22 protein-coding genes and 1 pseudogene are annotated in these 20,655 nt (G+C 69.1%); 6 read left to right on the top strand and 17 right to left on the bottom strand.

Annotated features, from left to right (window positions below; translation table 11 throughout):
- The 5 genes from AC1RQF_RS21350 to AC1RQF_RS21330 all read right to left on the bottom strand — a co-directional run bounded on the left by AC1RQF_RS21350 (position 1) and on the right by AC1RQF_RS21330 (position 3,831).
- A complete protein-coding gene (locus AC1RQF_RS21350; RefSeq protein WP_274001933.1) occupies positions 1-711 on the bottom strand; it encodes a C39 family peptidase in 711 nt (236 codons plus the stop codon).
- Between the two features lie 60 nt (positions 712-771).
- Positions 772-2,214: a FapB/FapC family functional amyloid domain-containing protein gene (locus AC1RQF_RS21345; protein WP_274001934.1), complete on the bottom strand. Its 1,443-nt coding sequence runs from the start codon at positions 2,212-2,214 to the stop codon at positions 772-774.
- Between the two features lie 28 nt (positions 2,215-2,242).
- A complete protein-coding gene (locus AC1RQF_RS21340; protein WP_274001935.1) occupies positions 2,243-2,890 on the bottom strand; it encodes a FapB/FapC family functional amyloid domain-containing protein in 648 nt (215 codons plus the stop codon).
- A complete protein-coding gene (locus tag AC1RQF_RS21335; RefSeq protein WP_274001937.1) occupies positions 2,887-3,372 on the bottom strand; it encodes a FapA family amyloid fibril periplasmic chaperone in 486 nt (161 codons plus the stop codon). Before AC1RQF_RS21335 ends, AC1RQF_RS21340 begins: the two co-directional genes overlap by 4 nt.
- Before the next feature lie 69 nt (positions 3,373-3,441).
- Positions 3,442-3,831: a hypothetical protein gene (locus tag AC1RQF_RS21330; protein ID WP_492872900.1), complete on the bottom strand. Its 390-nt coding sequence runs from the start codon at positions 3,829-3,831 to the stop codon at positions 3,442-3,444.
- A gap of 33 nt (positions 3,832-3,864) precedes the next feature.
- On the opposite strand from AC1RQF_RS21330, the gene AC1RQF_RS21325 reads away from it, so the two are divergent.
- From AC1RQF_RS21325 to AC1RQF_RS21315, 3 genes are all read left to right on the top strand, one after another.
- On the top strand, positions 3,865-4,077 hold the full coding sequence (locus tag AC1RQF_RS21325) for a hypothetical protein (protein ID WP_492872899.1): 213 nt from the start codon (positions 3,865-3,867) through the stop codon (positions 4,075-4,077).
- A 286-nt stretch (positions 4,078-4,363) separates the two neighbouring features.
- A complete protein-coding gene (locus AC1RQF_RS21320) occupies positions 4,364-5,731 on the top strand; it encodes a sigma-54 dependent transcriptional regulator (protein WP_274001941.1) in 1,368 nt (455 codons plus the stop codon).
- A gap of 60 nt (positions 5,732-5,791) precedes the next feature.
- Positions 5,792-6,763 (top strand): thymidylate synthase, encoded by a 972-nt coding sequence (locus tag AC1RQF_RS21315; RefSeq protein ID WP_274001942.1) that lies wholly within the window; start codon positions 5,792-5,794, stop codon positions 6,761-6,763.
- A 45-nt stretch (positions 6,764-6,808) separates the two neighbouring features.
- Here AC1RQF_RS21315 and AC1RQF_RS21310 read toward each other — a convergent pair.
- From AC1RQF_RS21310 to AC1RQF_RS21300, 3 genes and pseudogenes are all read right to left on the bottom strand, one after another.
- A pseudogene (locus tag AC1RQF_RS21310) lies at positions 6,809-7,141 on the bottom strand (IS4 family transposase); the annotation flags it as partial.
- A gap of 156 nt (positions 7,142-7,297) precedes the next feature.
- Positions 7,298-9,583, bottom strand: coding sequence for a DUF6600 domain-containing protein (locus tag AC1RQF_RS21305; protein WP_492872898.1), 2,286 nt, complete (start codon positions 9,581-9,583; stop codon positions 7,298-7,300).
- Positions 9,584-9,739: 156 nt separating this feature from the next.
- Positions 9,740-10,447, bottom strand: coding sequence for an ArsR/SmtB family transcription factor (locus AC1RQF_RS21300; protein ID WP_492872897.1), 708 nt, complete (start codon positions 10,445-10,447; stop codon positions 9,740-9,742).
- A gap of 130 nt (positions 10,448-10,577) precedes the next feature.
- Between AC1RQF_RS21300 and AC1RQF_RS21295 the strand changes: the two genes are divergently transcribed.
- Positions 10,578-10,721, top strand: coding sequence for a hypothetical protein (locus tag AC1RQF_RS21295; RefSeq protein ID WP_274001948.1), 144 nt, complete (start codon positions 10,578-10,580; stop codon positions 10,719-10,721).
- Positions 10,722-10,737: 16 nt separating this feature from the next.
- Here the strand turns inward: AC1RQF_RS21295 and tetR are convergent, their stop codons facing one another.
- The gene (tetR, locus tag AC1RQF_RS21290; RefSeq protein ID WP_274001949.1) at positions 10,738-11,349 is read right to left on the bottom strand and encodes a tetracycline resistance transcriptional repressor TetR; all 612 of its coding nucleotides are present in this window, start codon (positions 11,347-11,349) and stop codon (positions 10,738-10,740) included.
- 101 nt (positions 11,350-11,450) lie between these two features.
- On the opposite strand from tetR, the gene AC1RQF_RS21285 reads away from it, so the two are divergent.
- Entirely contained in the window at positions 11,451-12,635 is a 1,185-nt protein-coding gene (locus AC1RQF_RS21285; protein WP_492872896.1) for a TCR/Tet family MFS transporter, read from the top strand.
- A gap of 121 nt (positions 12,636-12,756) precedes the next feature.
- Positions 12,757-13,263, top strand: coding sequence for an acyl-CoA thioesterase (locus AC1RQF_RS21280; RefSeq protein WP_274001951.1), 507 nt, complete (start codon positions 12,757-12,759; stop codon positions 13,261-13,263).
- An 89-nt stretch (positions 13,264-13,352) separates the two neighbouring features.
- On the opposite strand, the gene fumC is transcribed toward AC1RQF_RS21280, so the two are convergent.
- The 8 genes from fumC to AC1RQF_RS21240 form a co-directional block, all read right to left on the bottom strand.
- On the bottom strand, positions 13,353-14,747 hold the full coding sequence (gene fumC, locus AC1RQF_RS21275) for a class II fumarate hydratase (protein WP_274001952.1): 1,395 nt from the start codon (positions 14,745-14,747) through the stop codon (positions 13,353-13,355).
- A gap of 193 nt (positions 14,748-14,940) precedes the next feature.
- On the bottom strand, positions 14,941-16,323 hold the full coding sequence (locus AC1RQF_RS21270; protein ID WP_492872895.1) for an MATE family efflux transporter: 1,383 nt from the start codon (positions 16,321-16,323) through the stop codon (positions 14,941-14,943).
- A 125-nt stretch (positions 16,324-16,448) separates the two neighbouring features.
- On the bottom strand, positions 16,449-16,667 hold the full coding sequence (locus AC1RQF_RS21265; protein WP_252983175.1) for an RNA-binding S4 domain-containing protein: 219 nt from the start codon (positions 16,665-16,667) through the stop codon (positions 16,449-16,451).
- 112 nt (positions 16,668-16,779) lie between these two features.
- Positions 16,780-17,571: a DUF4088 family protein gene (locus tag AC1RQF_RS21260; protein ID WP_274001955.1), complete on the bottom strand. Its 792-nt coding sequence runs from the start codon at positions 17,569-17,571 to the stop codon at positions 16,780-16,782.
- Between the two features lie 231 nt (positions 17,572-17,802).
- Entirely contained in the window at positions 17,803-18,144 is a 342-nt protein-coding gene (locus AC1RQF_RS21255) for an AzlD domain-containing protein (RefSeq protein WP_274001957.1), read from the bottom strand.
- Positions 18,141-18,890, bottom strand: coding sequence for an AzlC family ABC transporter permease (locus tag AC1RQF_RS21250; RefSeq protein WP_492872893.1), 750 nt, complete (start codon positions 18,888-18,890; stop codon positions 18,141-18,143). Before AC1RQF_RS21250 ends, AC1RQF_RS21255 begins: the two co-directional genes overlap by 4 nt.
- 72 nt (positions 18,891-18,962) lie before the next feature.
- Positions 18,963-19,790 carry an AraC family transcriptional regulator gene (locus tag AC1RQF_RS21245; protein ID WP_274001960.1) on the bottom strand — a complete coding sequence of 276 codons (828 nt, stop codon included), beginning with the start codon at positions 19,788-19,790 and terminating at the stop codon, positions 18,963-18,965.
- 19 nt (positions 19,791-19,809) lie between these two features.
- Positions 19,810-20,283 carry a CreA family protein gene (locus AC1RQF_RS21240; protein ID WP_274001963.1) on the bottom strand — a complete coding sequence of 158 codons (474 nt, stop codon included), beginning with the start codon at positions 20,281-20,283 and terminating at the stop codon, positions 19,810-19,812.
- Between the last annotated feature and the right edge of the window lie 372 nt (positions 20,284-20,655).

The following is a 20,655-nucleotide window of genomic DNA, read 5'->3' as shown; positions in this document are numbered from 1 at the left end:
TCAGAAAAGATCTGCCTTGATCAAGCCGAATTCAACGAAGGGAATCGTGGCAGAGCCGGTGCTGAGTGCCTGCTCGCGTAGCTTGAGCGCCAACGATTCGTTGTTCTGCAAGAGCGGAGAGTCCTCCTTGAAGGGTTTGCCGAGCACGGCGAAAACGAGGCCGTTCCAGCTTTTGGCGAAATCCTGTTCGAGCACGATGCGATTGCCGAGCGCGGGGTCGGCGAGGAAAATCCGGCCGTTCTCCGCGTGCTTGACGATCACGAAATGTTCGTAGCCGTCGATGTTCATCAGCACGAGGACGGGAATCTGCAAGTGGTAGAGCGCGTCGATGCCGACCCGGAAGCCGCGTCCGCGCAGCCCCAGCGTCTCGACGAATTTCTTCATGTCGAGCATCGAGAAGCCGTGCTTGACCACGGTGTCGGGCGTCGAGAAGGCCATCATCCGGCGGATCATCTCCGGTTCCGGGATGTCGATGTCGTAGCCGTACTTGAGCAGCGTCGCGAGCGCGGCGGAGCCGCAGCTGAAATCGAACTTCTGGTTGACGATGTCGCGATAGCGCAGATCGCGCATCGAGCGCACCGTCTTCGTGAGCGGCACGCCGGTGAGCGTAAACGCATCAATGCTCGCCTGCGCGAACGCGGCCGCGCAGAGCGCGCAGCCGGCGAACGCCACGGCGAGGTGCCTAGGCGACAGCCAGTTTTCCCCGGACATACTGATCTCCTGCACGCGGGCCGGGATGAATGCCTCCCGGCCCGCGTTCCCCTGCTTCGGTCAATGACCGTTGTTCAACGCAGCGATGGCAAGACCGTTGTGTTGGAGGTTGCCCGCACCACCGGCGATGTTCACGCCGATGTTGCCGGTTGCGCCCGTGAGCGTGTTCGCGCCCAGTGAGGCGGTGCCGTCAAACCGACCGCTGACCTGCGCCGACGCCATTTGCGAGTTGTCGTCCGTCGCGACCATCGCAACCGTCTTCGCCATGGTCGGATCGACCGTCGTCACCGAGCCGGCGAGGCTGTTGTTCTGGACGTTGCCGACGCCCGACGCGACGTTCACCCCGACGTTGCCCGACACGGCGGCGAGCGAGCCGTCACCGATCGAGGCGTTCAGGTGGAAGTCGTTGATCCGGGCGGAACCCGACGACGTTTGGTTGCTGAAGATCTGCGCGTTGCCGAACACGTTGCCGACGTCCACCGAGGCGAGCGCCACGTCGTTGCTTTGCGCGTTGTCGACGCCTTCGGCGATGTTCACGCCGAGATTGCCGGTTACGCCCGTGGCAGCGGCCGTGCCGGTCGTCGCGGTCAGCGTGCTGGCGACTTCCGTGTTGACGTACTGCGTCACGCTGCCCGTGGTCGATACGTTGACCGAGTCGAGCGTGTTGCTGAAGGCCCAGAGGGCGTAGGCGGTGAGCGACGCGCTTTCGTGTTCATGCAGCGATTCGCTGGCCGACGTGCTCGACGAGGTCTGGCTGTGGCTGGCTTCCCACGCCGCACCGAATTGCGACTCGGTCAGGCTCGCACTTTGCGACTCGTGCTCGTGCAGGCTCGCCGACTGGTTCGCATAGGTGTTTTCGCCCCAGATCGCCCCGGCCGCACCGACGATGTAGCCGGCGGACGCAGTCGAGACGCTGCCGCCGGCGGTGAAGCCGAAGGGCAGCGGGATCGCGTAGCCGGTGATGTTGGCGGCGTTGTAGGTGCCTGCCGCATAGCCGGCGCCGCCCGCGATGAACGCGGAGCCGCCGCTGTTGGCCGACTGGTGCGCGCTCGCCGATGCATTGAGCGACGAGCTTTGATGCGCGTTCGCGTTGTAGTACGAGCCGCCCACGATCCAGGCGTTCGAGCTGGTCGACGATGCCGAATGCGCGTGCATGCTTTCGGATTCGCTGAGCGATTGCGACTGACCGGCCGTGAAGAACGCGCCGCCCGTATCCGTCACCGACGAATAGGTGTTGTTGACGGACGTCGTGACCTTGCCCTTCGTGTAGCTCTGATAGAGCGGGTCGAGCGAGACGTGCGACAGCGTGACCGACTGCGTGTTGTTGATGACGGCACCTGCGGTACTGGATACGCTGACGCAACCAAACAGCTCAACCCAGCCGAAGATGCCAACCGTTTCCACTACCCCCGTTACGTTGAACAGGTAGGGATTGGGCGGGAACGCGAACGCGGAGCTGGCCGCCGACGCGAGAACCGCCGCTGCAATGACTGTGCGCTTCATAATACGCTCCGATACGGATGTGGCTTAGTTAAAAAAGAGTGCCCGCCGGGGGACGGAGCACAAAACTGTTGGCCGTGGCATTACCGGCTCCGGCCGTCTGGTTGACTTGTACGATGCCGCTGATATGCTTGAAAGCGTCGCCGCTAATCGACACTTCGCGCATGTCCTGGCCCCCCGTCGGTCGTCCCAGGTTTCCGCTTCTGGGGGCCGCCTCGGATAATTCGGTATCCGACACGGTCTCCACTCCCGCGCCCAGCACGCCGACTGCCGCGCTGTTGCGCTGAAGATTGGCTGTGCCCGCGCTCTGATTCACCATCAGCACGCCAGACACATTCGAGAACGCATTGCCCGCGATGCCAGCCGTCGCGTTGCCCGTATGGGCGACGGCGTACGCGAGCTGTTCGGAAGTCGCGCTTGCCGCGCCTCCCGCTCCACTGATCACCAGCTGATTGGCCTGGACGTTGTCGAGGCCCGCCGTTTCATTCACCGTCAGTACGCCGGTCACGTTGGTCGCTGCGCCAGGGCTGATCGATGCTGCGCCGGTCACGTAGGGCAACGCCTGCGCATGCACGGCGTGCGCGAAGCCGCTCAGTGCGAGCGCCAGCGCGGCGCTGCTCAGGAACAGCCAGGGCGCGGTTTGCGCGCGCGCGCGGCGGGCGATGGGCCGGGCGTTCATCGAATGCCTCCCAGCGCGCTCGTGATCGGCGCCACGGCGCTCGTGACCGAGTTCGAGATCATTCCGCCGATGCCGCCCGTCGGCACGGTCATGCCGTTCGGGTTGCGCGCGACGCTGGTGCCGACCAGGTCGCCGTTGAGAATCTGCGTGACGGCCGCGATGCCGGCGGTGCCGCCGATCAGCCCGTTGGGCGCGAGTCCGCTCGAGCCGTGCGCGTTGGTCAGGTCGGTGTCGGACACGAGGGTCGCCATCATCGGATCGAAGGTGTTGGCCGGGAAGGTCGTGGCGCGCACCAGCACGGGATCCTGGTCGACCGGCACGGGCCGGTAGGCGATGCGCGGCGTCACGTCGCGCTCGACGATGATGTCGCCGGGATTCTCGACTTGCTGCGCGAGGGCGCCGGCCGCCGCGAAGCCGACGAGCGCGGCGCACAACGCGCGGCGCGACAGCGGCAACGGCAACAGATGGAGCAGGGCGGTCATGTCGGTTCCTTGGTTGCGTCGTGCGGGGCGGAGCTTGAGGCCGCCGCGCGGCATACATTCACATTTCACTTACTTGCGGGTGTAGCTCGCGTTGTTGCTTTGCATCGCGCGCTGCGCGTCGACCGGGATCGGCAACGGGGTCGGCGGGGCGATCTCGTCCCACAGCGTCACGCCGTTGCCGCCGCTGCCGCCGCTGCCGCCGCTGCTGCTCGTGACGAGCAGTTGCGGGGCGGCCGCCACCATCAACATGCCGGTCGCGCGGCCGCGTTGCAGGTCGAGCGTGTCCTCGTCGAGCTGAGTGGAATGCTTCATCCACGCAGCGTCGGTGACGAAGGTCAGGAACGTCGTGTCGGGCGGGGCGGTTTCATCCGCCTCCTGCGCCAGTGCGGCGAGCGGCAGCAGCGCGGCGGCGAGCGCGGCGATGAGCGGGAGTCGGCAGGAACGGAATGCGTGTCGCATGGCATGTCTCCGGTGTGCGGGTCATTGAGCGAAATGCGTGCCATCGCGCGCAATCCGTTGTCGCAGCGTGATTCGCGTGATGAGGTGCGCGGCGTCGCGGCCGCAATCGCGGAAAAATGTTTCAGCGTTGAAACGAGGGGCTTGGGAGTACTGCTGATTCACAAAAGACCGACTACCGACAACACTGAAGCCAGACGAATGAAAATCGAATTGAAAATGACAGTCTTTCGGAATATCAGCAGATGAATGGGGCTGGGACGAAGGCCTGGAGAGGCGTTGCTGATCGGCAATGATGGTTTTAATGTATTTGCCATGCGCAACGCGTAAAAGTAAGCTTCGCTGAATAAATCAACGAGATTGAAAAGGGCCAAGATTTTGAACGGCCCTTTGCATATAAAAAGCGCCGTTTTACGGGGAACGTCGTTCCTAAGCTGTGAAATGGCGGATCGAGCCTGTACCAGGCCGATTTGACCGGGCGCCCGGGCATGCCGGGGGGCGCGTCGTGACTAGACGAATCGGGTGGGAGAAAGGCGTGACGGACAGACATCTGATCTATTTTTCGCGGGATCCGAGCACGGATCTGCGGCATTGCTTCGATGCGCGCGGGTGGCGCGTCGAATGCGTCGGGTCGATGCGCGAGATGCGCCGCGCGGCTGCTCATGCGACCGCCGCGGGCGGCCTGCTCGATCTGAGCGCGGGCCTGAAGCCGAGCGATCTCGCCGACCTCGAATCCTGCCTGACCGTGCCCCATGTCGGCTGGATCGCCGCGACCCAGCGCGGACAATTGCAGGACGCCGGACTGCGGCGTCTCGTGCGCGACTATTGCTTCGACTACGTGACGGTGCCGTACGAAGGCGAGCGGATCGTCGAGTCGATCGGCCACGCGTACGGGATGGTCACGCTCACGGACGGGCTCGCGCAGCCGGCGGGCGGCCAGCGCGAAGGCGAGATGGTCGGCACCTGCGACGCGATGCTCGCGTTGTTCAAGACGATCCGCAAGGTGGCCGCGACCGACGCGCCGGTGTTCATCTCCGGCGAATCCGGCACCGGCAAGGAACTGACCGCGGTCGCGATTCACGAACGTTCGTCCCGCGCCGAGGCACCGTTCATTGCGCTCAACTGCGGCGCGATTCCGCCGACGCTGCTGCAGTCCGAACTGTTCGGCTACGAGCGCGGCGCGTTCACCGGCGCGAACCAGCGCAAAATCGGCCGGGTCGAGGCGGCCCACGGCGGCACCTTGTTTCTCGACGAGATCGGCGACCTGCCGCTCGAAAGCCAGGCGAGCCTGCTGCGCTTCCTGCAGGAGAGCAAGATCGAACGCCTCGGCGGGCACGTGTCGCTGCCGGTCGACGTGCGGGTGATCTGCGCGACCCACGTCGACATGCAGGCCGCGCTGCGCGAGGGCCGCTTCCGCGAGGACCTGTACCACCGGCTGTGCGTGCTGAAGATCCACGAGCCGCCGCTGCGCGAGCGCGGCAAGGACATCGAGGTGCTCGCGCGGCACATGCTCGAACGTTTCAAGGGCGATGCGCACCGGCGTCTGCGCGGCTTCTCGCCGTGCGCGATCGCCGCGCTCCACAACTACGGCTGGCCCGGCAACGTGCGCGAGCTGATCAACCGGGTGCGGCGCGCGATCGTGATGTCCGAGGGACGCATGATCACCGCCACCGATCTCGAGCTGGACGGGCACGTCGCGCTGGCGCCGGTGTCGCTCGTCGAGGCCCGCGAGGTCGCCGAGCGTCGCGCGATCGAGCTCGCGCTGCTGCGGCATCGCGGCCGGTTCGCCGATGCGGCGCGCGAGCTGGGCGTGTCGCGCGTGACGCTGTATCGGCTGCTGTGCGCCTACGGCATGCGCGCGCGCGAGGAGCCGGATGGGCTGTCGGCGCCGCTGTCGGGGTGAGCGGGCGCGAGGCTTGTTAAAATCGGCGGGTACGGCCGTTTCCCGGCCGAAGGAACCCGCATGAAACAGTATCTCGATCTCGTCCGCACCATCCTCGACACCGGCACCTGGCAGGACAACCGCACCGGCATCCGCACCATCAGCATGCCGGGCGCGATGCTGCGCTTCGATCTGCAGGACGGTTTCCCGGCGGTGACGACCAAGAAGCTCGCGTTCAAGTCGGCGATCGGCGAGCTGGTCGGCTTCCTGCGCGCGACGCGCAGCGCGGCCGAGTTCCGCGCGCTCGGCTGCAAGGTCTGGGATGCGAACGCGAACGAGAATGCGGCGTGGCTTGCGAATCCGTACCGCGCGGGCGTCGACGATCTCGGCGACGTGTACGGCGTGCAATGGCGGCGCTGGCCCGGCTACAAGCTGCTGGATGCGGGCGCCGGCGCGCAGATCGACGACGCGCTCGCGCGCGGCTACCGGATCGTCGCCCGCCTCGACGATGAGGGCGCGCCCAAGGTTCTGCTGTACAAGGCGATCGACCAGCTGCGCGAATGCCTCGACACGATCATGCGCGAGCCGTCGAGCCGGCGCATCCTGTTTCATGGCTGGAATCCCGCTGCGCTCGACGAGATCGCGCTGCCGGCTTGCCATCTGCTATACCAGTTCCTGCCGAACGTCGCGAAGCGCGAAATCTCGCTGTGCCTGTACATCCGCAGCAACGACGTCGGCCTCGGCACGCCGTTCAACCTGACCGAGGGCGCGGCGCTGCTGTCGCTGGTCGGCCGGCTCACGGGCTACACGCCGCGCTGGTTCACGTATTTCATCGGCGACGCGCACATCTACGAGAATCAGCTCGACATGCTGCAACAGCAGTTGCAGCGGGAACCGTTCCCGAGCCCGCGCCTCGCGATCGACGCGCGCGTGCCGGATTACGCCCGGACGGGCGTTTACGCGCCCGAATGGCTCGAAAAGATCGAGCCGTCCGATTTTTCACTCGTCGACTACCGGCACCACGCGCCGTTGACCGCGCCGATGGCCGTCTGAAGCCGCGTCGCCCAAGCCAAAAGCCCGCTTCGAGCGTGATGCCGTTCAGTTAGGGATCTTTCTTGGGAAGAGGGCGGGATAACGAGCGGGACGGGACTTGACGGCCCGATCGCATTTGCGATCGGGCCGTTTTACGTTGATGAGCAGCTTGAGGTGTGCGCGGAGCCGCTTGAGGACGGCGGGCAACCTGGCGAAGGCAGGCGTGCGTGCGGCCCACATCCTTTCGTGCTGGATGAGATGGCGCGAGCGAACGAAGCTGAGTTCGCTCGGTTCGCACTTGGCCTCGAAGGCAGCGCAAGCCATTTCGCGGCGAATCAGGTTGTAGGCGATCAACGCTCCCCAGATTTCCTGGTAAATGCCGTCGACGGTCCGGCTGCGATCCAGCATGAAGATCGGGTGGTCGGTCAGCATCGCGTCAAACGTTGACAGCTTGGCCCGCCGTTTACAACTCCAACCCCAAAAGAAAATGCCGTTCAGGCCTTAACTGAACGGCATTACCGCTTCGAGCGGGCTTTTTGCATCGGCGCGCGCCGTTCAGGCGTGCCGCTGCTCGTCGTGATGCGTGCTGCCGTGCTGTTCCGGGTGTTCTTGATGCTCCGGATGTTCCTGGCGCGGCGGCGCTTCGTGCGGCGGCGGGTTGTGCGGCGCCTGGGCGGGCGGCGCGGCCGGGCGCGGCTCGGCGCGGGGCGCAGGCGGGCGCGCTTCGTTGACGGGCGGCCGGTAATCCTCGCGCGGCGGCGCGAATTCCGGGCGCGGCTCGGCGCGCGGCGCTTCCGGCGGGCGGTAGTCGTTGCGCGGCGGTTCGGCCGGCTGCGCGTGCGGCTCGGTTTCGCGCGGCGAGCGGATTGGCGGCAGGGCGTTCTGAGCAGGCGAGCGCGGCGGCAATTGTGCGTTCGGCCCGCCGTTCGCGCGCTGCTGCTCGATCGGCGGATGCGCCTGCGTCCATGCGGGTTGCGGCGTGGGGAAGCGCTCGCCGTTGCGCGCCTCGTTCGCGGCGGCGGGCGGGCGCGGCACGCCGGCTTCGGGCTGGCCGGCGCGCGGCGGCGCTTGGCTCGCGCGCGGCTCGGCCGGCGGCATGCGCTCGGACTCGCCGTGCGCGGCTTGCGGCCCGCGGCCCGGCTGCAACACCGGCGTGCGGGTGTTGACGAGCTGGACATTGCGCGGCGTCGGCTGTGCGCTCGCGCCTGCCTCGGGCCGCGTGCGCGCGGCGTAGTTCGGCGGCGCCGCGCTGCGGATCACGGGCGCGCCCGCGCCCGGCACCTGGCCGCCGCTCTGCGCGAAATGCTGCGCGAGCTGGTCGTGGTAGGCGGCCGGCACGACCGGGTTGCGGGTCGCGACGATCGAGCGCTGCAGCGCGGCGGCGGGCGGCTGATACGCGGCGTTGCGCAGGTTGCCGCTGAAGCTCTGGCGCACCGGCGCGATCGCGGGCGCGCCCGCGCCCACCTGCGCGTTGCGCCACTGCTGCGGGTCGACCTTCTGCGCGAAGCGCGCGACCGGCTGCCCGTGGACGAACGCGGTCGCGGGCACGGCCGTCACCGCGTTCGGCGCGCGATAGTTGATGAAGGTCTTGTTGATGTTGGTGATGTTCGTCACGTTGGTGACGTTCACGGTCTTGTTGATCGTGATGTTGTTGACGACCGTCTGGTTGACGCGCTGGTAGTAATGCGGACTCCAGCCGCCCCAGCCCGGGTGCCAGGCTTCGTGCGGGCCGAGCGGGAACCACGCGACGCCCGCGGCGACCGCGCCGCCGAGCGCGAGACCCACGCTCCAGCTGAAGCCGCCGCCCCCGCCGCCGACGAAGGCCACGAGCGCCGGCGCGTAGCAGGGCGGCGCGGCCGCGACGATCGGGCCGGGCACCCACGCCCAGGCGTTGCCGAGATAGGCCCAGCGGCCGTAGTGATACGGCGCGAAGCCCCACGGCTGGTCGTCGACCCAGGTCCAGCCCCACGGCGCCTGCCAGATCCAGTGGCCGGTGTGGTACGGCGCCCAGCCCGCGGGCACCGCGTTCGGGATCCAGACCGCGCCGTACTGCGAGTCGTCGCGCCAGCTCCCGTTCGCATCGAGATCCTGGTAGCCGGGGATGTCGCGCGACACGTAGCGCGCGGACAGCGAGCGGTCCTCGGCCGCGTCGCGGCTCGCGGCCCACTGGTCGAGCGGATCCGGCGCAGGGGCGGCGTATTCGCCCGCGACCTGCAGGTTGGTGCCGCTGAAGACGATCTGCTGGCCCGCCGACACCGGCATCTGCCCGCCGTCGCCGTACACGGTCGCGCTGCCGCGCCGCACCGTGACCGTCGTGCTCGCGCCGTTCGGCGCGACGTCGACCCGGTAGTCGCCGGGGCCGCCGACGGCGAGCGCGAGATTCGGCGTGTCGATCTCGTACGAGGCGCCGGGCGGCAGTTCGCGCACGTGCGTCGACAACGTGCCGAGCGCGACCTTCAACTGCGCGTTGGCGTCGTCGAGATTGAGGAGCGCGAGGCTCGTCGAATCGCCGAGCCGGACGGCGGTCGAGCCGATATGCAGCTCCGAGCGCGCGCCCGTGTCGTTCCACACCTGGTCGCCGGTCGTGAGCGGTCGATTGACGGCGGCGTACGACCAGTCGGTCGCGCCGGCCGGCTCGGTCGTGACCGCGCCGGTGAGGTAGTCGAGCCGCGCGACGCGGGTGGGCGGATCGCCGCCCGGCTGCTGGGCCTCGGGATACGGCGCGCCGGCGTCGGGCACCTGGGCGAAGGCGGGAGGCAGTGCGGCGAGCGCCGCGGCGACGAGCGTGAAGCGGGCAATGCGTTTGAGCAGAACGGGAGGATGGCTGGCGGACGTTTTCATTGTGGTCTCTTGTTCAACGGCGCTGGTCGCGCGCCGCATGCCTGCACTCTATCCGCTGGCGGTATTTCCGAGCCCCCTGTTTTGTTAAGCGATCCGTCGCTGCTGTAACAAAACTTGTCTATCCGACGATTTCGTCATCCGCCCGAAAAATGATCGTCAAACGTCCGTAAGCAGCTGTGCGAAATGGCGCTGTCCCGGGGGCGTGACACGCAGCACGCGCGGCTTGCCCGCGCGCTCGATCCAGCCCTGCGCATGGAAGCTGTCGAGCAGCGCGGCGCCGAGCGCGCCGCCCAGGTGCGGGCGCCGTTCGCTCCAATCGAGGCACTGGCAGGCGAAACGCCGCCGGCGCTTGCGCTGGTCCGCGACGTCGACGCCCCAGCGCGCCAGTGCCGCGATGCCGTCGGCGGTGGCGTCGAGCCCGTCGGCGCCGTGCGCGAGCCAGCCGCGCGCGAGCATGCGCTCGTACACCTGGACCGCGAGTTCGCCTGCCATGTGGTCGTAGCAGGTGCGCGCATAGCGCATCTCGAGCGGAACGGTGCGTGCGGCGCGCGGCGCGGCAGGCGCGATGGCGGCCGCATGCGCGACGGTGGCGAGCGCTTCGAGCGCGGCCGCGATGTCGGGCGACGCGATCCGGTAGTAGCGATGCCGGCCCCGCACGTCGAGCGCGAGCAGGCCGCCGTCGGCGAGCCGCGCGAGATGCGCGCTCGCCGCCGACGGCGACAGTCCGGCGATCAGCGTCAGCTCGCCCGCGGGGCGCGCGCTGCCGTCCATCAGCGACCACAGCATCGCGGCGCGGCCGGGGTCGGCGAGCAGCGCGCCGAGGCGGCTCAGGCCGGGGAAGGGGGGGGGTGGATCGGTCGGCATCGGGGTGTTCCTGGCACGGGATGCGTGCAGTGTAGGCGCATCGCGCATGCGATGTTTCAGGCCGGCGTGAAATGTCGAGGATGAGGCGGGGCGCGTAGAATGACGCCGGTTTCCTTCCTTTTCTCACGCCATGAAGACGCTTTGGGCCGTTGCCGCCGTGCTGGCCGCCGCGATCTGCGCCGGGTGCGCGCAGGGCGGCGCGCCGGGTTCCGCCGGCACGGGCAGCATCGAGATGTACGGCACCCTCGACCAGGGCATCACGATCCGCAACTGACGCGCGACGTCGCGTGTCAGGCGCGTTCGAGCCGGTGCGCGAGTCCGTCGAGGATGATCGCGAGTCCCTGCTCGAAGTGCGCGTCCGGTCCCGCCTGCACGACCGCTTCGAATGCCTGCCGCAGGAACGCGGACGGCTCGGCCCGGTTCGGCGCGCGCCCGGCCTTGCCGCTCGCCGCGCTCTGCTGTTCCAGCACCGCCCCGACGACGTACTGGCTCACCATCAACAACGCATGCGCGGCGGCGACCGGCGTGAAGCCGGCGTCGCCGAGCAGGCGCAATTGCGCCTCCACCGCCGCGAAGTGCGGCGCGTCCGGCGTGCTGCCCGCATGGACCCGCGCGCCGTCGCGGCAGGCAAGCAGCGCGCCGCGGAAGCTGCGCGCGTTGTCGGCCACGAAGCTGCGCCAGTCGTCGCCGTCGCGCGGCATCGCGCAGGTGTGATGGCGGCTCAGGAGCGCGTCCGCGAGTGCGTCGAGCAGCGCGCGCTTGCTGTTGAAATGCCAGTAGAGCGCCGGTTGCTGCACGCCCAGCCGTTCGGCCAGCAGGCGGGTCGTCAAGCCGTCCATGCCGACTTCGTCCAAAAGCGCCAGCGCGGCGTCGATCACCTGTTCCCGCTGCAATTTCGCCACGATCGGGGTCCTCGTCGTTGTGAATTTATCGGTGATAAATTATAGTGCCCGGAAAATTTATCATCGATAAATTACCCGACGATCAGCGGAGAGGACATGGCATGAAGCGCGCGGTGGCGGTGGCGGGAATGGTGGTGGGGCTCGATGCGCTCGGGATCGGCTGCGTGATGCCGGTGCTGCCCGGGCTGCTGCGCGAACTGGGCGCGGGCGGGGCGTCGCTCGCGTGGCACTACGGCGTGCTGATCGCGCTGTACGCTGCGTTGCAGGCCGTCTGCGCGCCTGTGCTCGGGCGGCTCGCGGATCGTCATGGCCGGCGGCCGGTGCTGCTGGCCTCGCTGGCGTGCGCCGCGCTCGACTATGCGGTCGCGGCGCGCGCGAGCGGACTCGCGATGGTTTACGCCGCGCGCGCGGTGGCGGGCGTCACGGGGGCGACCGGCGCGGTCGCGGGGGCGTGCGTCGCGGACGCCGCGCCGCCCGGCGAGCGGGCGCGTTACTTCGGGCTATTGGGCGGGTGCTACGGCGCGGGGTTGATCGCGGGGCCGGCGTTGGGTGGATTGCTGGGCAGCCAGGGCTTGCGGGCGCCGTTCGCGGCGGCCGCCTTGCTGAACGGCCTCGCCTGCGCGGCCGCGTGGCGCTGGCTGCCCGAGCACGCACGCGCCGCGCGATCCGCGGCGGCCGAGGCCGTGCCGGCCGAGGACGCGTCGGCGGAAGGCGAGGGCGCGTTGCGTGGCAACGGGTTCGGGCGCTGGCTCGGCGTGTATGTCGTGATGCAGTGGGTCGGGCAGATACCGACGACGCTGTGGGCGATCTTTTGTGCGCAGCGCTTCGGCTGGTCGCCGGGCATGGTCGGGCTGTCGCTCGCGGGATTCGGCGCGCTGCATGCCTTGGTCCAGGCGTGCGTCGCCGGGCCGCTGGCGGCGCGCTGGGGCGAGCGGCGCACGCTTGCGATCGGCATCGTGGTCGATGCGCTCGGCTATCTGCTGGTGGCGTTCGCGTCGAGCGGCGCGCAACTGATTCCCGGCATGCTGTGCCTCGCGCTGGGCGGCGTCGGCACGCCTGCGCTGCAGGGGCTGCTGAGCCGTCTCGCCGGGCCCGCGCGCCAGGGCGCGCTGCACGGGCGGCTCGCGAGCCTGAACGGCGTCACCGCGATGGGCGGGCCGCTCGCGTTCAGCGCGTTGTACGCGGCGAGCGGGGGATGGGACGGATGGAGCTGGCTGGCGGGGGCGTTGTTTTACCTGCTGTGCGTGCCGTTATGGCCGGGGCGGCGGCATGCCGGGCCGGGCTGAGGGGCGGCTGCGCCCTTCGGTTCGACGAATCAGGCCGCGCTTGCCGCGCGGCAACGTGTCGCAGTGCGCCGTATAATCGCGCCATCCCCGCAACACCGCTGAACCGCAGAACGGAGCCAAGATGCCCAGCATGCCCACCGCCGCCCTCGATCGTACCGAGACCGTCTTTCGTTTCCTGGCCGAGCCGACTTCCGTGAATTTCGGCGGCAAGGTGCACGGCGGCGCGTTGATGAAGTGGATCGACGAGACCGCCTATGCCTGCGCGGCCATCTGGTCGAGCCGTTATTGCGTGACCGTGAGCGTCGGCAATATCCGTTTCCAGCGGCCGATCCTGGTCGGCAACCTGGTCGAGCTGAAGGCGCGGGTCGTCGCGACCGGCCGCACCAGCATGCACATTCACGTCTCGGTGCATGCCGGCGATCCGAAGGGCGGCGTGCTGCGCCAGACCACGGACTGCCTCGTCGTGTTCGTCGCGGTCGACGAGAACGGCAACCCGCTGCCGGTGCCGCCGTTCGTGCCCGCCAACGACGAGCAGAAGCGCCTGGCGAAGTACGCGATGGATGTGCGCGCGGCGCTCGACAAGATCATCGAGCTGAAGCCGGAAGAGGTCGCGAAGGGCGACGTTTGATGGTCTGATCAATACGCCCGGGCGCGGCGGTTGCTGCGCCCGGGCGAAATCGAATGCGTCGCCCGGTTCGTCAGGGCGACGCGTCTGCCTCAGGCGTCGCCGACCATGTCGCCGGGCCGCACCCACTCGTCGAACTGCGCCTCGGTCACATAGCCGAGCGCGAGCGCCGCGGCCTTCAGCGTCGAGCCTTCCTTGTGCGCCTTCTTCGCGATCTGCGCGGCCTTGTCGTAGCCGATGTGCGGATTGAGCGCGGTCACGAGCATCAGCGACTCATTGAGCAGCGTGTCGATCCGCGCGCGGTTCGGCTCGATGCCGAGCGCGCAGTGGTCGTTGAAGCTGTGCGCGCCGTCCGCGAGCAGGCGCACCGACTGCAATACGTTGTGCGCGATCATCGGCCGGAACACGTTCAGCTCGAAATTGCCGCTCGCGCCGCCGAAGTTCACCGCGACGTCGTTGCCGAACACCTGGCAGCACAGCATCGTCACGGCCTCGGACTGGGTCGGATTGACCTTGCCCGGCATGATCGAGCTGCCCGGCTCGTTCTCCGGAATCGACAGCTCGCCGAGCCCGCAGCGCGGCCCGCTCGCGAGCCAGCGCACGTCGTTGGCGATCTTCATCAGGCTCGCGGCGATCGTCTTCAGCGCGCCGTGCGCGAACACCAGCGCATCGGCCGCGGCCATCACCTCGAACTTGTTCGGCGCGGTCACGAAGGGCAGGTGGGTGAGCGTCGCGATCTCGGCCGCGAAGGCCGCCGCGAACTTCGGATGCGCATTGAGGCCGGTGCCGACCGCCGTGCCGCCTTGCGCGAGCTGGTACAGATGCGGCAGCGTCGCTTCGACGTGACGGATGCCCTGTTCGAGCTGCGCGACATAGCCCGAGAACTCCTGGCCGAGCGTGAGCGGCGTCGCGTCCTGCAGATGCGTGCGCCCGATCTTCACGATGCCGGCGAAGGCGCGCGCTTTCGCGTCGAGCGTCGTGCGCAGCGCGGCCAGCGCGGGCAGCAGGTGCTGCGTGATCGCGCGCGCCGCCGCGATGTGCATCGCGGTCGGGAACACGTCGTTCGACGACTGCCCGCGATTCACGTCATCGTTCGGATGCACCTTGCGCGCCTCGCCGCGCACGCCGCCGAGCAGTTCGCTCGCGCGGTTCGCGATCACTTCGTTCAGGTTCATGTTGGTCTGCGTGCCGGAGCCCGTTTGCCAGACCGCGAGCGGGAATTCGTCGGGATGGCGGCCGGCGATGATCTCGTCGGCCGCGGCCACGATCGCGTGTGCCTTGTCCTCGGCGAGAACGCCCAGTTCGAGATTGACCGTGGCCGCCGCGCGCTTGATCAGCGCGAGCGCGTGGATCAGCTCGGGCGATTGCTTCTCGGTCGAGATCTTGAAGTTCTGCAAGGACCGCTGCGTCTGCGCGCCCCATAGCCGGGCGTCGGGCACGGCGATCTCGCCGAAGGTGTCGCGTTCCATCCGTACTGCTTCGCTCATGATTCACTCCATCAGAATGAAAGAAGGAAGGCCGCGCGGCGCGCGGCGGGAAATGTAAGGGGAACGGGCGCCGCTTCTGCGGTGGCGTCCTGAGACAGCTAGCATAGCGCCGCGCGCGATTTCGCGTCGCGTCGCGTCGCGGCGCGGCATCAGTGCGGCATCAGTGCGGCATCAGCGCGGCATCAGCGCGGCATCAGCGCGGCATCAGCGATGCGCTCTTGCGGTGGAAGCGCCAGGTCATCAGCACCGCGACGCTGGCGAGCCCGGCGGCCAGGCCCCACCACAGGCCGCGCACGCCGAGGCCGGCATGGAACGCGAACCAGTAGGCGGTCGGAAAGCCGATGCCCCAGTAGCCGAGGGTCGCGGCGAGCATCGGCACGCGGGTGTCCTTGAGCCCGCGCAGGCAGCCGGAGCCGACCGTCTGCATGCCGTCGACGATCTGGAACACCGCGGCGATGCCGAGCAGCGACATCGCGAGCGTGACCGTGTGCGCGTTGGCGGGATCGTCGAGCCTCAGGTAGAGGCCGACGATCGCGTGGGGCGCGAAGATCAGCACGAGGCCCGACAGCGACATGAACGCCACCCCGAGCGCGAGCGCGACGAAGCCCGCGTGGCGGGCCGCGAGGGGTTGCCCCGCGCCGACCCAGTAGCCGACCCGCACGTTGGCGGCCTGGCCGATGGAGAGCGGCACCATGAACGCGACCGACGCGACGTTGAGCGCGATCTGATGGGCGGCCAGCGACGATTCGCCGAGCACGCCGACCGTGAGGCCCGTCGCGAGAAACAGCGTGGATTCCACGCCGTAGGTGATGGCGACCGGCCAGCCGATGCCGACCAGCTCGCCCATCAGCGGCAGCTTCGGCCGCGAGCGGGCGACGAAGTGGCGGAATGCGGGGCGGCCGTGCAGCAGCACGAGCAGCGTGGTGGCGCTGATCCAGATGGTGATCGCGGTGGCGGTCGCGGAGCCGAGGAAGCCGAGACGGGGCAGGCCGAACGCGCCGTGGATCAGCCCGTAGTTGAGCACTGCATTGATGCCGACGCACACGACGGACACCCACAGCAGGCGCCGCGCGGCACCGATCGCGGGCAGGAACGAGCGCATCAGCCCGACGCCGATCAGGCTGCCGGGCGCGGCGAAGCGCAGCACGCCCGCGTATTCGCCGACGTTGCGCGCGAGCAGCGGCGGCTCGTGGAACATCAGCAGGATCGGTTCCGCGAACGACAGCAGCAGGAAGGCCGGCACCGTGAGCAGCATGGCGAGCGCGAAGCCGGTCCAGTAGATGTGCGGCACCTCGTGGTCGGCCTTCGCGCCGCGCGCGTGCGCGACGCTCACGCTGATCGAGGTCAGCACGCCCTGCATCAGCGTGACCACCACGAAGAACAGATTGGCGCCGAGGCCGCCCGCGGCAAGCGAATCGGGGCCGAGCGAGCCGAGCAGCACGGTGTCGGTGACGCTCATCGCCATCTGCGACAGTTGGGCGATGGCGAGCGGCGCGGCGAGGCGCGCGGTGTCGGAGGCGTGACGAGTGAGCGACGGCGGCGCGGCGGCCGTCCGCGAGAAAGCAGGAGGCGACATGGAATGAGCGCGCGCGCGGATACTTGCCCGCACGCTTGTTTATTTTTGAGAGACAGTCAGCTTACGGGTTTCGCCCGACGCTGTCGATCAGGTGCGCCGAAGGCCATGTCGCCGACAGGGGCTCGCTAGCCCGCGTGCACCGCGATCCGCGTGTCGCCGAGCAGCACCACCTGGCCGTCGCGGATCTTGCAGGTCTTGCGCAGCTCGACCGCGCCGTCGACCTTCACCGCGCCCGACGCGACGAGCACTTTCGCCGAGCCGCCGCTGTCGGCGAGCCCGGTGATCTTGAGCAGGTTGTGCAGTTCGACGAAGTCGCCGGTCAGGGTGAAATCCAGGTTGGGCATGGCGGAACGGGCGCGGCGCGCCGGGAGAATGGCTCCGCATGATAAGCCAGCGCGCGCCGCGCCGGGGATAAAGCGCGCGCGCGGCGGAGGGCCGGATCCCGGGGCCGCGCGTTTACGGGCGCCGCTGTTGCTGCTGTTGTTGCTGCGCCTGGCCCGCGTTCGGCCGCACCGGGGTCGCGACCATGAAGACGCTGCGCAGCCATGCGGCGGCGCGCGAGAAGATGTCGTAAGGCTCGTCGATGAAGATCTCGGGTTTCAGGAGCCGCAGGTATTCCATGATCTGCTGCGCTTCCTGCTTCTGGAACGAGCCGTGCGCGAGCCCGAGCCGCAGCAGGCCGCGCAGTTCGCCGAGCTTTTCGCGCGCGGCGCTGCCGACGTTCATCTCGCAGGCGAGCTTCGCCTCGTAGACGCGCTGCCGCAGCGATTCCGCCAGCCGCCACGCGGGCGTCTGCATGCGCTCCTCGAGGGTCTGGATGTCGATCGCGGCCGCCTTGATCTGCGCGGCGAGCGGATCGACGAGCGTGTCTTCGCCCTGCGCCTCGGAGACGATCGCGGCGGCCCAGTCGCGGCACGCCTTCGCCAGCTCGTCGGGGGTCCACTCGGAGCGCGACGCGAACCCGAAGCCGAATTCGCCGGCCTGCCGCATCAGGATCGCGACGACATCGGGGAATTCCTTGTCGAGCGTGCGTTTCGCCCACGCGTACTGGCCGCCTTGCAGCATGCGCTGCACCGCGTGCTCGGTCAGCGGCACCATGTTGTCGAGCAGCTTCGCGCGCAGGAAGTCCTCGAACGACGGGGTGGCGAATTGCGGGTCGAGCTTGAGCGACACGCGCAGGAACGCTTCGAAGTCCTTGCGCAGGGAGTCGACGGTGTCGTCCTTGATGGATAGGGTGATCTGGCCCATGGTTCTCGATGCTCGATGCCGGCCGGCTGGGTGGCGCGCTGACGTCAGTGGGGCGAAGCCGCGCTGGCTGTTCGGGCCGGACAGCCGGCGCTTGCCGGAAGGTCTCGCCGCCCGCCCGCCGACGTCGACAGGTCGACCCCGCGCGACCGATGGCGGGGCCTCACCCGCTTAACGGCGGCGCAGCCGGAAACTTGAGGCCCCGGCCGGGCCCTTGAGGTCCGAGCACCGGAATCAGGCCGGCGGCCAGGCGTTCGGCAGCACGATGCCTTGCCAGAGGAAGAACGCCGCGAGGCTGACCGTGATCGTCAGCAGCGGGCGGCGGGTCGCGGCCGACACGGCGATGGCGACGAGCCCGCCGACGAGCTGCGGGTTGCGCCAGGTGAATTCGGGCGCGCCGCCGTGCGGCGCGATCATCATCGGCGCGACGATCGCGGTGAGCACGGTGACCGGCACGAAGCCAAGCGCGGTGCGCAGGGGCGGCGGAAAGCGCAGCCGCTCACCGCACAGGAACAGCGTCGCGCGGATCGCATAAGTGACGAGCGCCATGCCGACGATCAGCAGCAGCAGGCTCATGACGCGGCCTCGGTCGGCTCGGGCGCGCCCGAGCCCCGGCGCGACAGCGCGACGCCGACCGCGACGCCGGCCGCCACGGCGGCGAGCAGGCCGAGCTTGTACGGCCAGCCCAGCCAGCAGCAGGCGAGGACGCCCGCCGTGAGCGCGGCGGCGAGCTGGCGCGGGGCGGCGAGCTGCGGCACGACGATCGCGATGAAGGTTGCCGCCATCGCGAAATCGAGTCCGAGCGTGCGCAGGCCGGGAAAGGTCGCGCCGAACAGCAGGCCGGCGGCGGTCCAGACCTGCCAGTTCAGATACATCGCGAGGCTGGAGCCGAAGAAGTAATGCGGACCGAGCGTGCCGGGGGCGGCCTGGCGGTAGTGCGCCTGGGCGACCGCGAACGCCTCGTCGGTCAGGAGCGCGCCGAGCGTCGCGCGCCAGCGCAGCGGCAGGTGGGCGACATGGGGCGCGAGCGTCGCGCTGTAGAGCAGGTGGCGCAGGTTGACGATGAAGGTGGTTGCGAGCACCACCGCGAAGCCCGCGCCGCCGGCGACGAGGCCGAGCGCGATGAACTGCGCGGAGCCGGCGTACACGACGAGCGACATCAGTTCGCCGTGCCACCACGTGAGCGGCCCGGTCGACACGAGCGTGCCGAAGATCACCCCGAACGGAGCGGCGCCGACGAGCATCGGCACGGTGGCGCGCACGCCGGCGGCGAATTCGGCGCGCGGGCGGCGCGGCGGGGAAACGGAAAGGGACGGGTTCAACGGCTGGTGCCTCCAGGATCCCGTCAGCTTAGCGGCGCGGCGGCGCGCGGGCTTGTACGTTCTTGCCGCGGCTCAGGTCTGGCGCCAGCGGCCGGGCGGCACGCCGAACATGCGCCTGAAATGACGCGTGAAGTGGCTCTGGTCGGTGAAGCCGTTCGCGGCGGCGACGTCGGCGACCGCCACGCCCGCGCGCAGCGGCGCGAGCGCGCGCTGCAGGCGCAACTGGTTGCGCCAGGCGTGGGGCGGCATGCCGGTCTCGCGCACGAACAGCCGGGCCGCGTGAAACGGCGACAGGCCGGCCGCGCGGGCGACTTCCGCGAGCGTGACCGGATCGGCGAGGTCGGCGGCGAGCCGTTCGCGCATCGCGTCGACGCGCGGCTCGGCGTGCGCGAGCGCCTGGGGGCGGGCATGGGTGCCGGAATGGCGGACGATCAAGGTCGAGAACGCGTCGAGCATCGCCGTCTCGGCCGCGAGCGGATCGTCGCCGGCTTCGAGCGCCTGGTAGGCATGCAGGAGGCGTTGCGCGAGATCGAGGTCGCGGATCACGTCGGGGCGGAACCACGGCGCATCCTGCGGCGTGCCCGCGAGGGTTCGCGCGAGATCGTGGATGAAGTCGACCGGCACGTAGCCGACGCGGTAGCGCCAGCCGTCGTCGTGCGCGCGCGAGCCGGTGTGGACTTCACCCGGATTGATCACGGGCACGGTGCCGGGCACGGCGACGTGCGTGGCGCCGCGGCAGGTGTAGCGCTCGGCGCCCGCCTCGATGACCGGGATCGTGTAGGCGTCGTGCCAGTGCAGCGCGAACGCCTGGTCGCGGTAGCGCGCCGTGACGAGATCCGCGTCGGGCAACAGCGGCGTGCGCCAGTAGCGCGCGGAGTCGCGGGAGCGGGGCGGGACCATGGCCGGTGCGGTGGCGCGCCTACTTGAGCGGAATCGGCGTGCCTTCGGGCACGGGCACCGCGGTCACGCTGTTCTTCGGGCTGCCGCTCGCGATGCGGTCGCTGTAGGTCAGGTAGATGAGCGTGTTGCGCTTGCGGTCGACCACCCGCACCACGTGCAGGGTCTTGAAGATGAACGACATGCGCTCGCTGAACACGTCGGTCTGCTGCTTGAGCGGCTCGGTGAAGCGGATCGGGCCGACCTGACGGCAGGCGATCGACGCCTCGCTCGGATCCTCGGCGATCCCGAGGCTGCCCTTGATGCCGCCCGTGCGGGCGCGCGACACGTAGCAGGTCACGCCGTTGACGAGCGGATCGTCGTAGGCCTCGACCACGACGCGATCGGAGCCGGTCAGGCGGAAATTGGTGTTGACGCTGCCGACTTCCTCGGCGTGGGCGGCGGTAAGCGGCAGGAGGGCGGCGCAAAGCGCCAGGGCGGGGCGACGGATGTTCATGGGCTGCGGGCGTGACGGTTGCGGCGGGGAGCACGACTCTAGCATGCCGCCGCGCGCGGGGTGGGTGCGCCAAAAGACCGAAGGGCGGGTGGGCGGGGCGGCCTGCTGCGCGCCTGCGATCCGGGGAAAAGAAAAAGTTTCGGGCGCCCGGCATCCTTCGATGTCTCGATGCCCCGCCCCGGGTTTGAATCGCGTGGTTTCCCGCCCGATTTCGCATTGGCGTGGAACGTACGGAATGCCGCGCGCTATTTAGGCGCGGGTCATGGGCTTTGCAGCCAAGGATGGGGTCAGCGGCCGGCGGGCGCGATGCCGCGCGAGCGGCCTACAAAGCACAACGCCCCAGGCTTTTCAGCCTGGGGCGTTGATATGTTC

Source organism: Burkholderia sp. GW821-FHT14F03 (assembly GCF_058803765.1).
This window is presented reverse-complemented; position numbering and strand designations above follow the sequence as displayed.

Coding starts and splice junctions, on each gene's coding strand:
- AC1RQF_RS21350 (WP_274001933.1), bottom strand. CDS start 711: ATGTCCGGGGAAAACTGGCTGTCGCCTAGGCACCTCGCCGTGGCGTTC.
- AC1RQF_RS21345 (WP_274001934.1), bottom strand. CDS start 2,214: ATGAAGCGCACAGTCATTGCAGCGGCGGTTCTCGCGTCGGCGGCCAGC.
- AC1RQF_RS21340 (WP_274001935.1), bottom strand. CDS start 2,890: ATGAACGCCCGGCCCATCGCCCGCCGCGCGCGCGCGCAAACCGCGCCC.
- AC1RQF_RS21335 (WP_274001937.1), bottom strand. CDS start 3,372: ATGACCGCCCTGCTCCATCTGTTGCCGTTGCCGCTGTCGCGCCGCGCG.
- AC1RQF_RS21330 (WP_492872900.1), bottom strand. CDS start 3,831: ATGCGACACGCATTCCGTTCCTGCCGACTCCCGCTCATCGCCGCGCTC.
- AC1RQF_RS21325 (WP_492872899.1), top strand. CDS start 3,865: ATGCGTGCCATCGCGCGCAATCCGTTGTCGCAGCGTGATTCGCGTGAT.
- AC1RQF_RS21315 (WP_274001942.1), top strand. CDS start 5,792: ATGAAACAGTATCTCGATCTCGTCCGCACCATCCTCGACACCGGCACC.
- AC1RQF_RS21305 (WP_492872898.1), bottom strand. CDS start 9,583: ATGAAAACGTCCGCCAGCCATCCTCCCGTTCTGCTCAAACGCATTGCC.
- AC1RQF_RS21300 (WP_492872897.1), bottom strand. CDS start 10,447: ATGCCGACCGATCCACCCCCCCCCTTCCCCGGCCTGAGCCGCCTCGGC.
- AC1RQF_RS21295 (WP_274001948.1), top strand. CDS start 10,578: ATGAAGACGCTTTGGGCCGTTGCCGCCGTGCTGGCCGCCGCGATCTGC.
- AC1RQF_RS21285 (WP_492872896.1), top strand. CDS start 11,451: ATGAAGCGCGCGGTGGCGGTGGCGGGAATGGTGGTGGGGCTCGATGCG.
- AC1RQF_RS21280 (WP_274001951.1), top strand. CDS start 12,757: ATGCCCAGCATGCCCACCGCCGCCCTCGATCGTACCGAGACCGTCTTT.
- fumC (WP_274001952.1), bottom strand. CDS start 14,747: ATGAGCGAAGCAGTACGGATGGAACGCGACACCTTCGGCGAGATCGCC.
- AC1RQF_RS21270 (WP_492872895.1), bottom strand. CDS start 16,323: ATGTCGCCTCCTGCTTTCTCGCGGACGGCCGCCGCGCCGCCGTCGCTC.
- AC1RQF_RS21265 (WP_252983175.1), bottom strand. CDS start 16,667: ATGCCCAACCTGGATTTCACCCTGACCGGCGACTTCGTCGAACTGCAC.
- AC1RQF_RS21260 (WP_274001955.1), bottom strand. CDS start 17,571: ATGGGCCAGATCACCCTATCCATCAAGGACGACACCGTCGACTCCCTG.
- AC1RQF_RS21255 (WP_274001957.1), bottom strand. CDS start 18,144: ATGAGCCTGCTGCTGCTGATCGTCGGCATGGCGCTCGTCACTTATGCG.
- AC1RQF_RS21245 (WP_274001960.1), bottom strand. CDS start 19,790: ATGGTCCCGCCCCGCTCCCGCGACTCCGCGCGCTACTGGCGCACGCCG.
- AC1RQF_RS21240 (WP_274001963.1), bottom strand. CDS start 20,283: ATGAACATCCGTCGCCCCGCCCTGGCGCTTTGCGCCGCCCTCCTGCCG.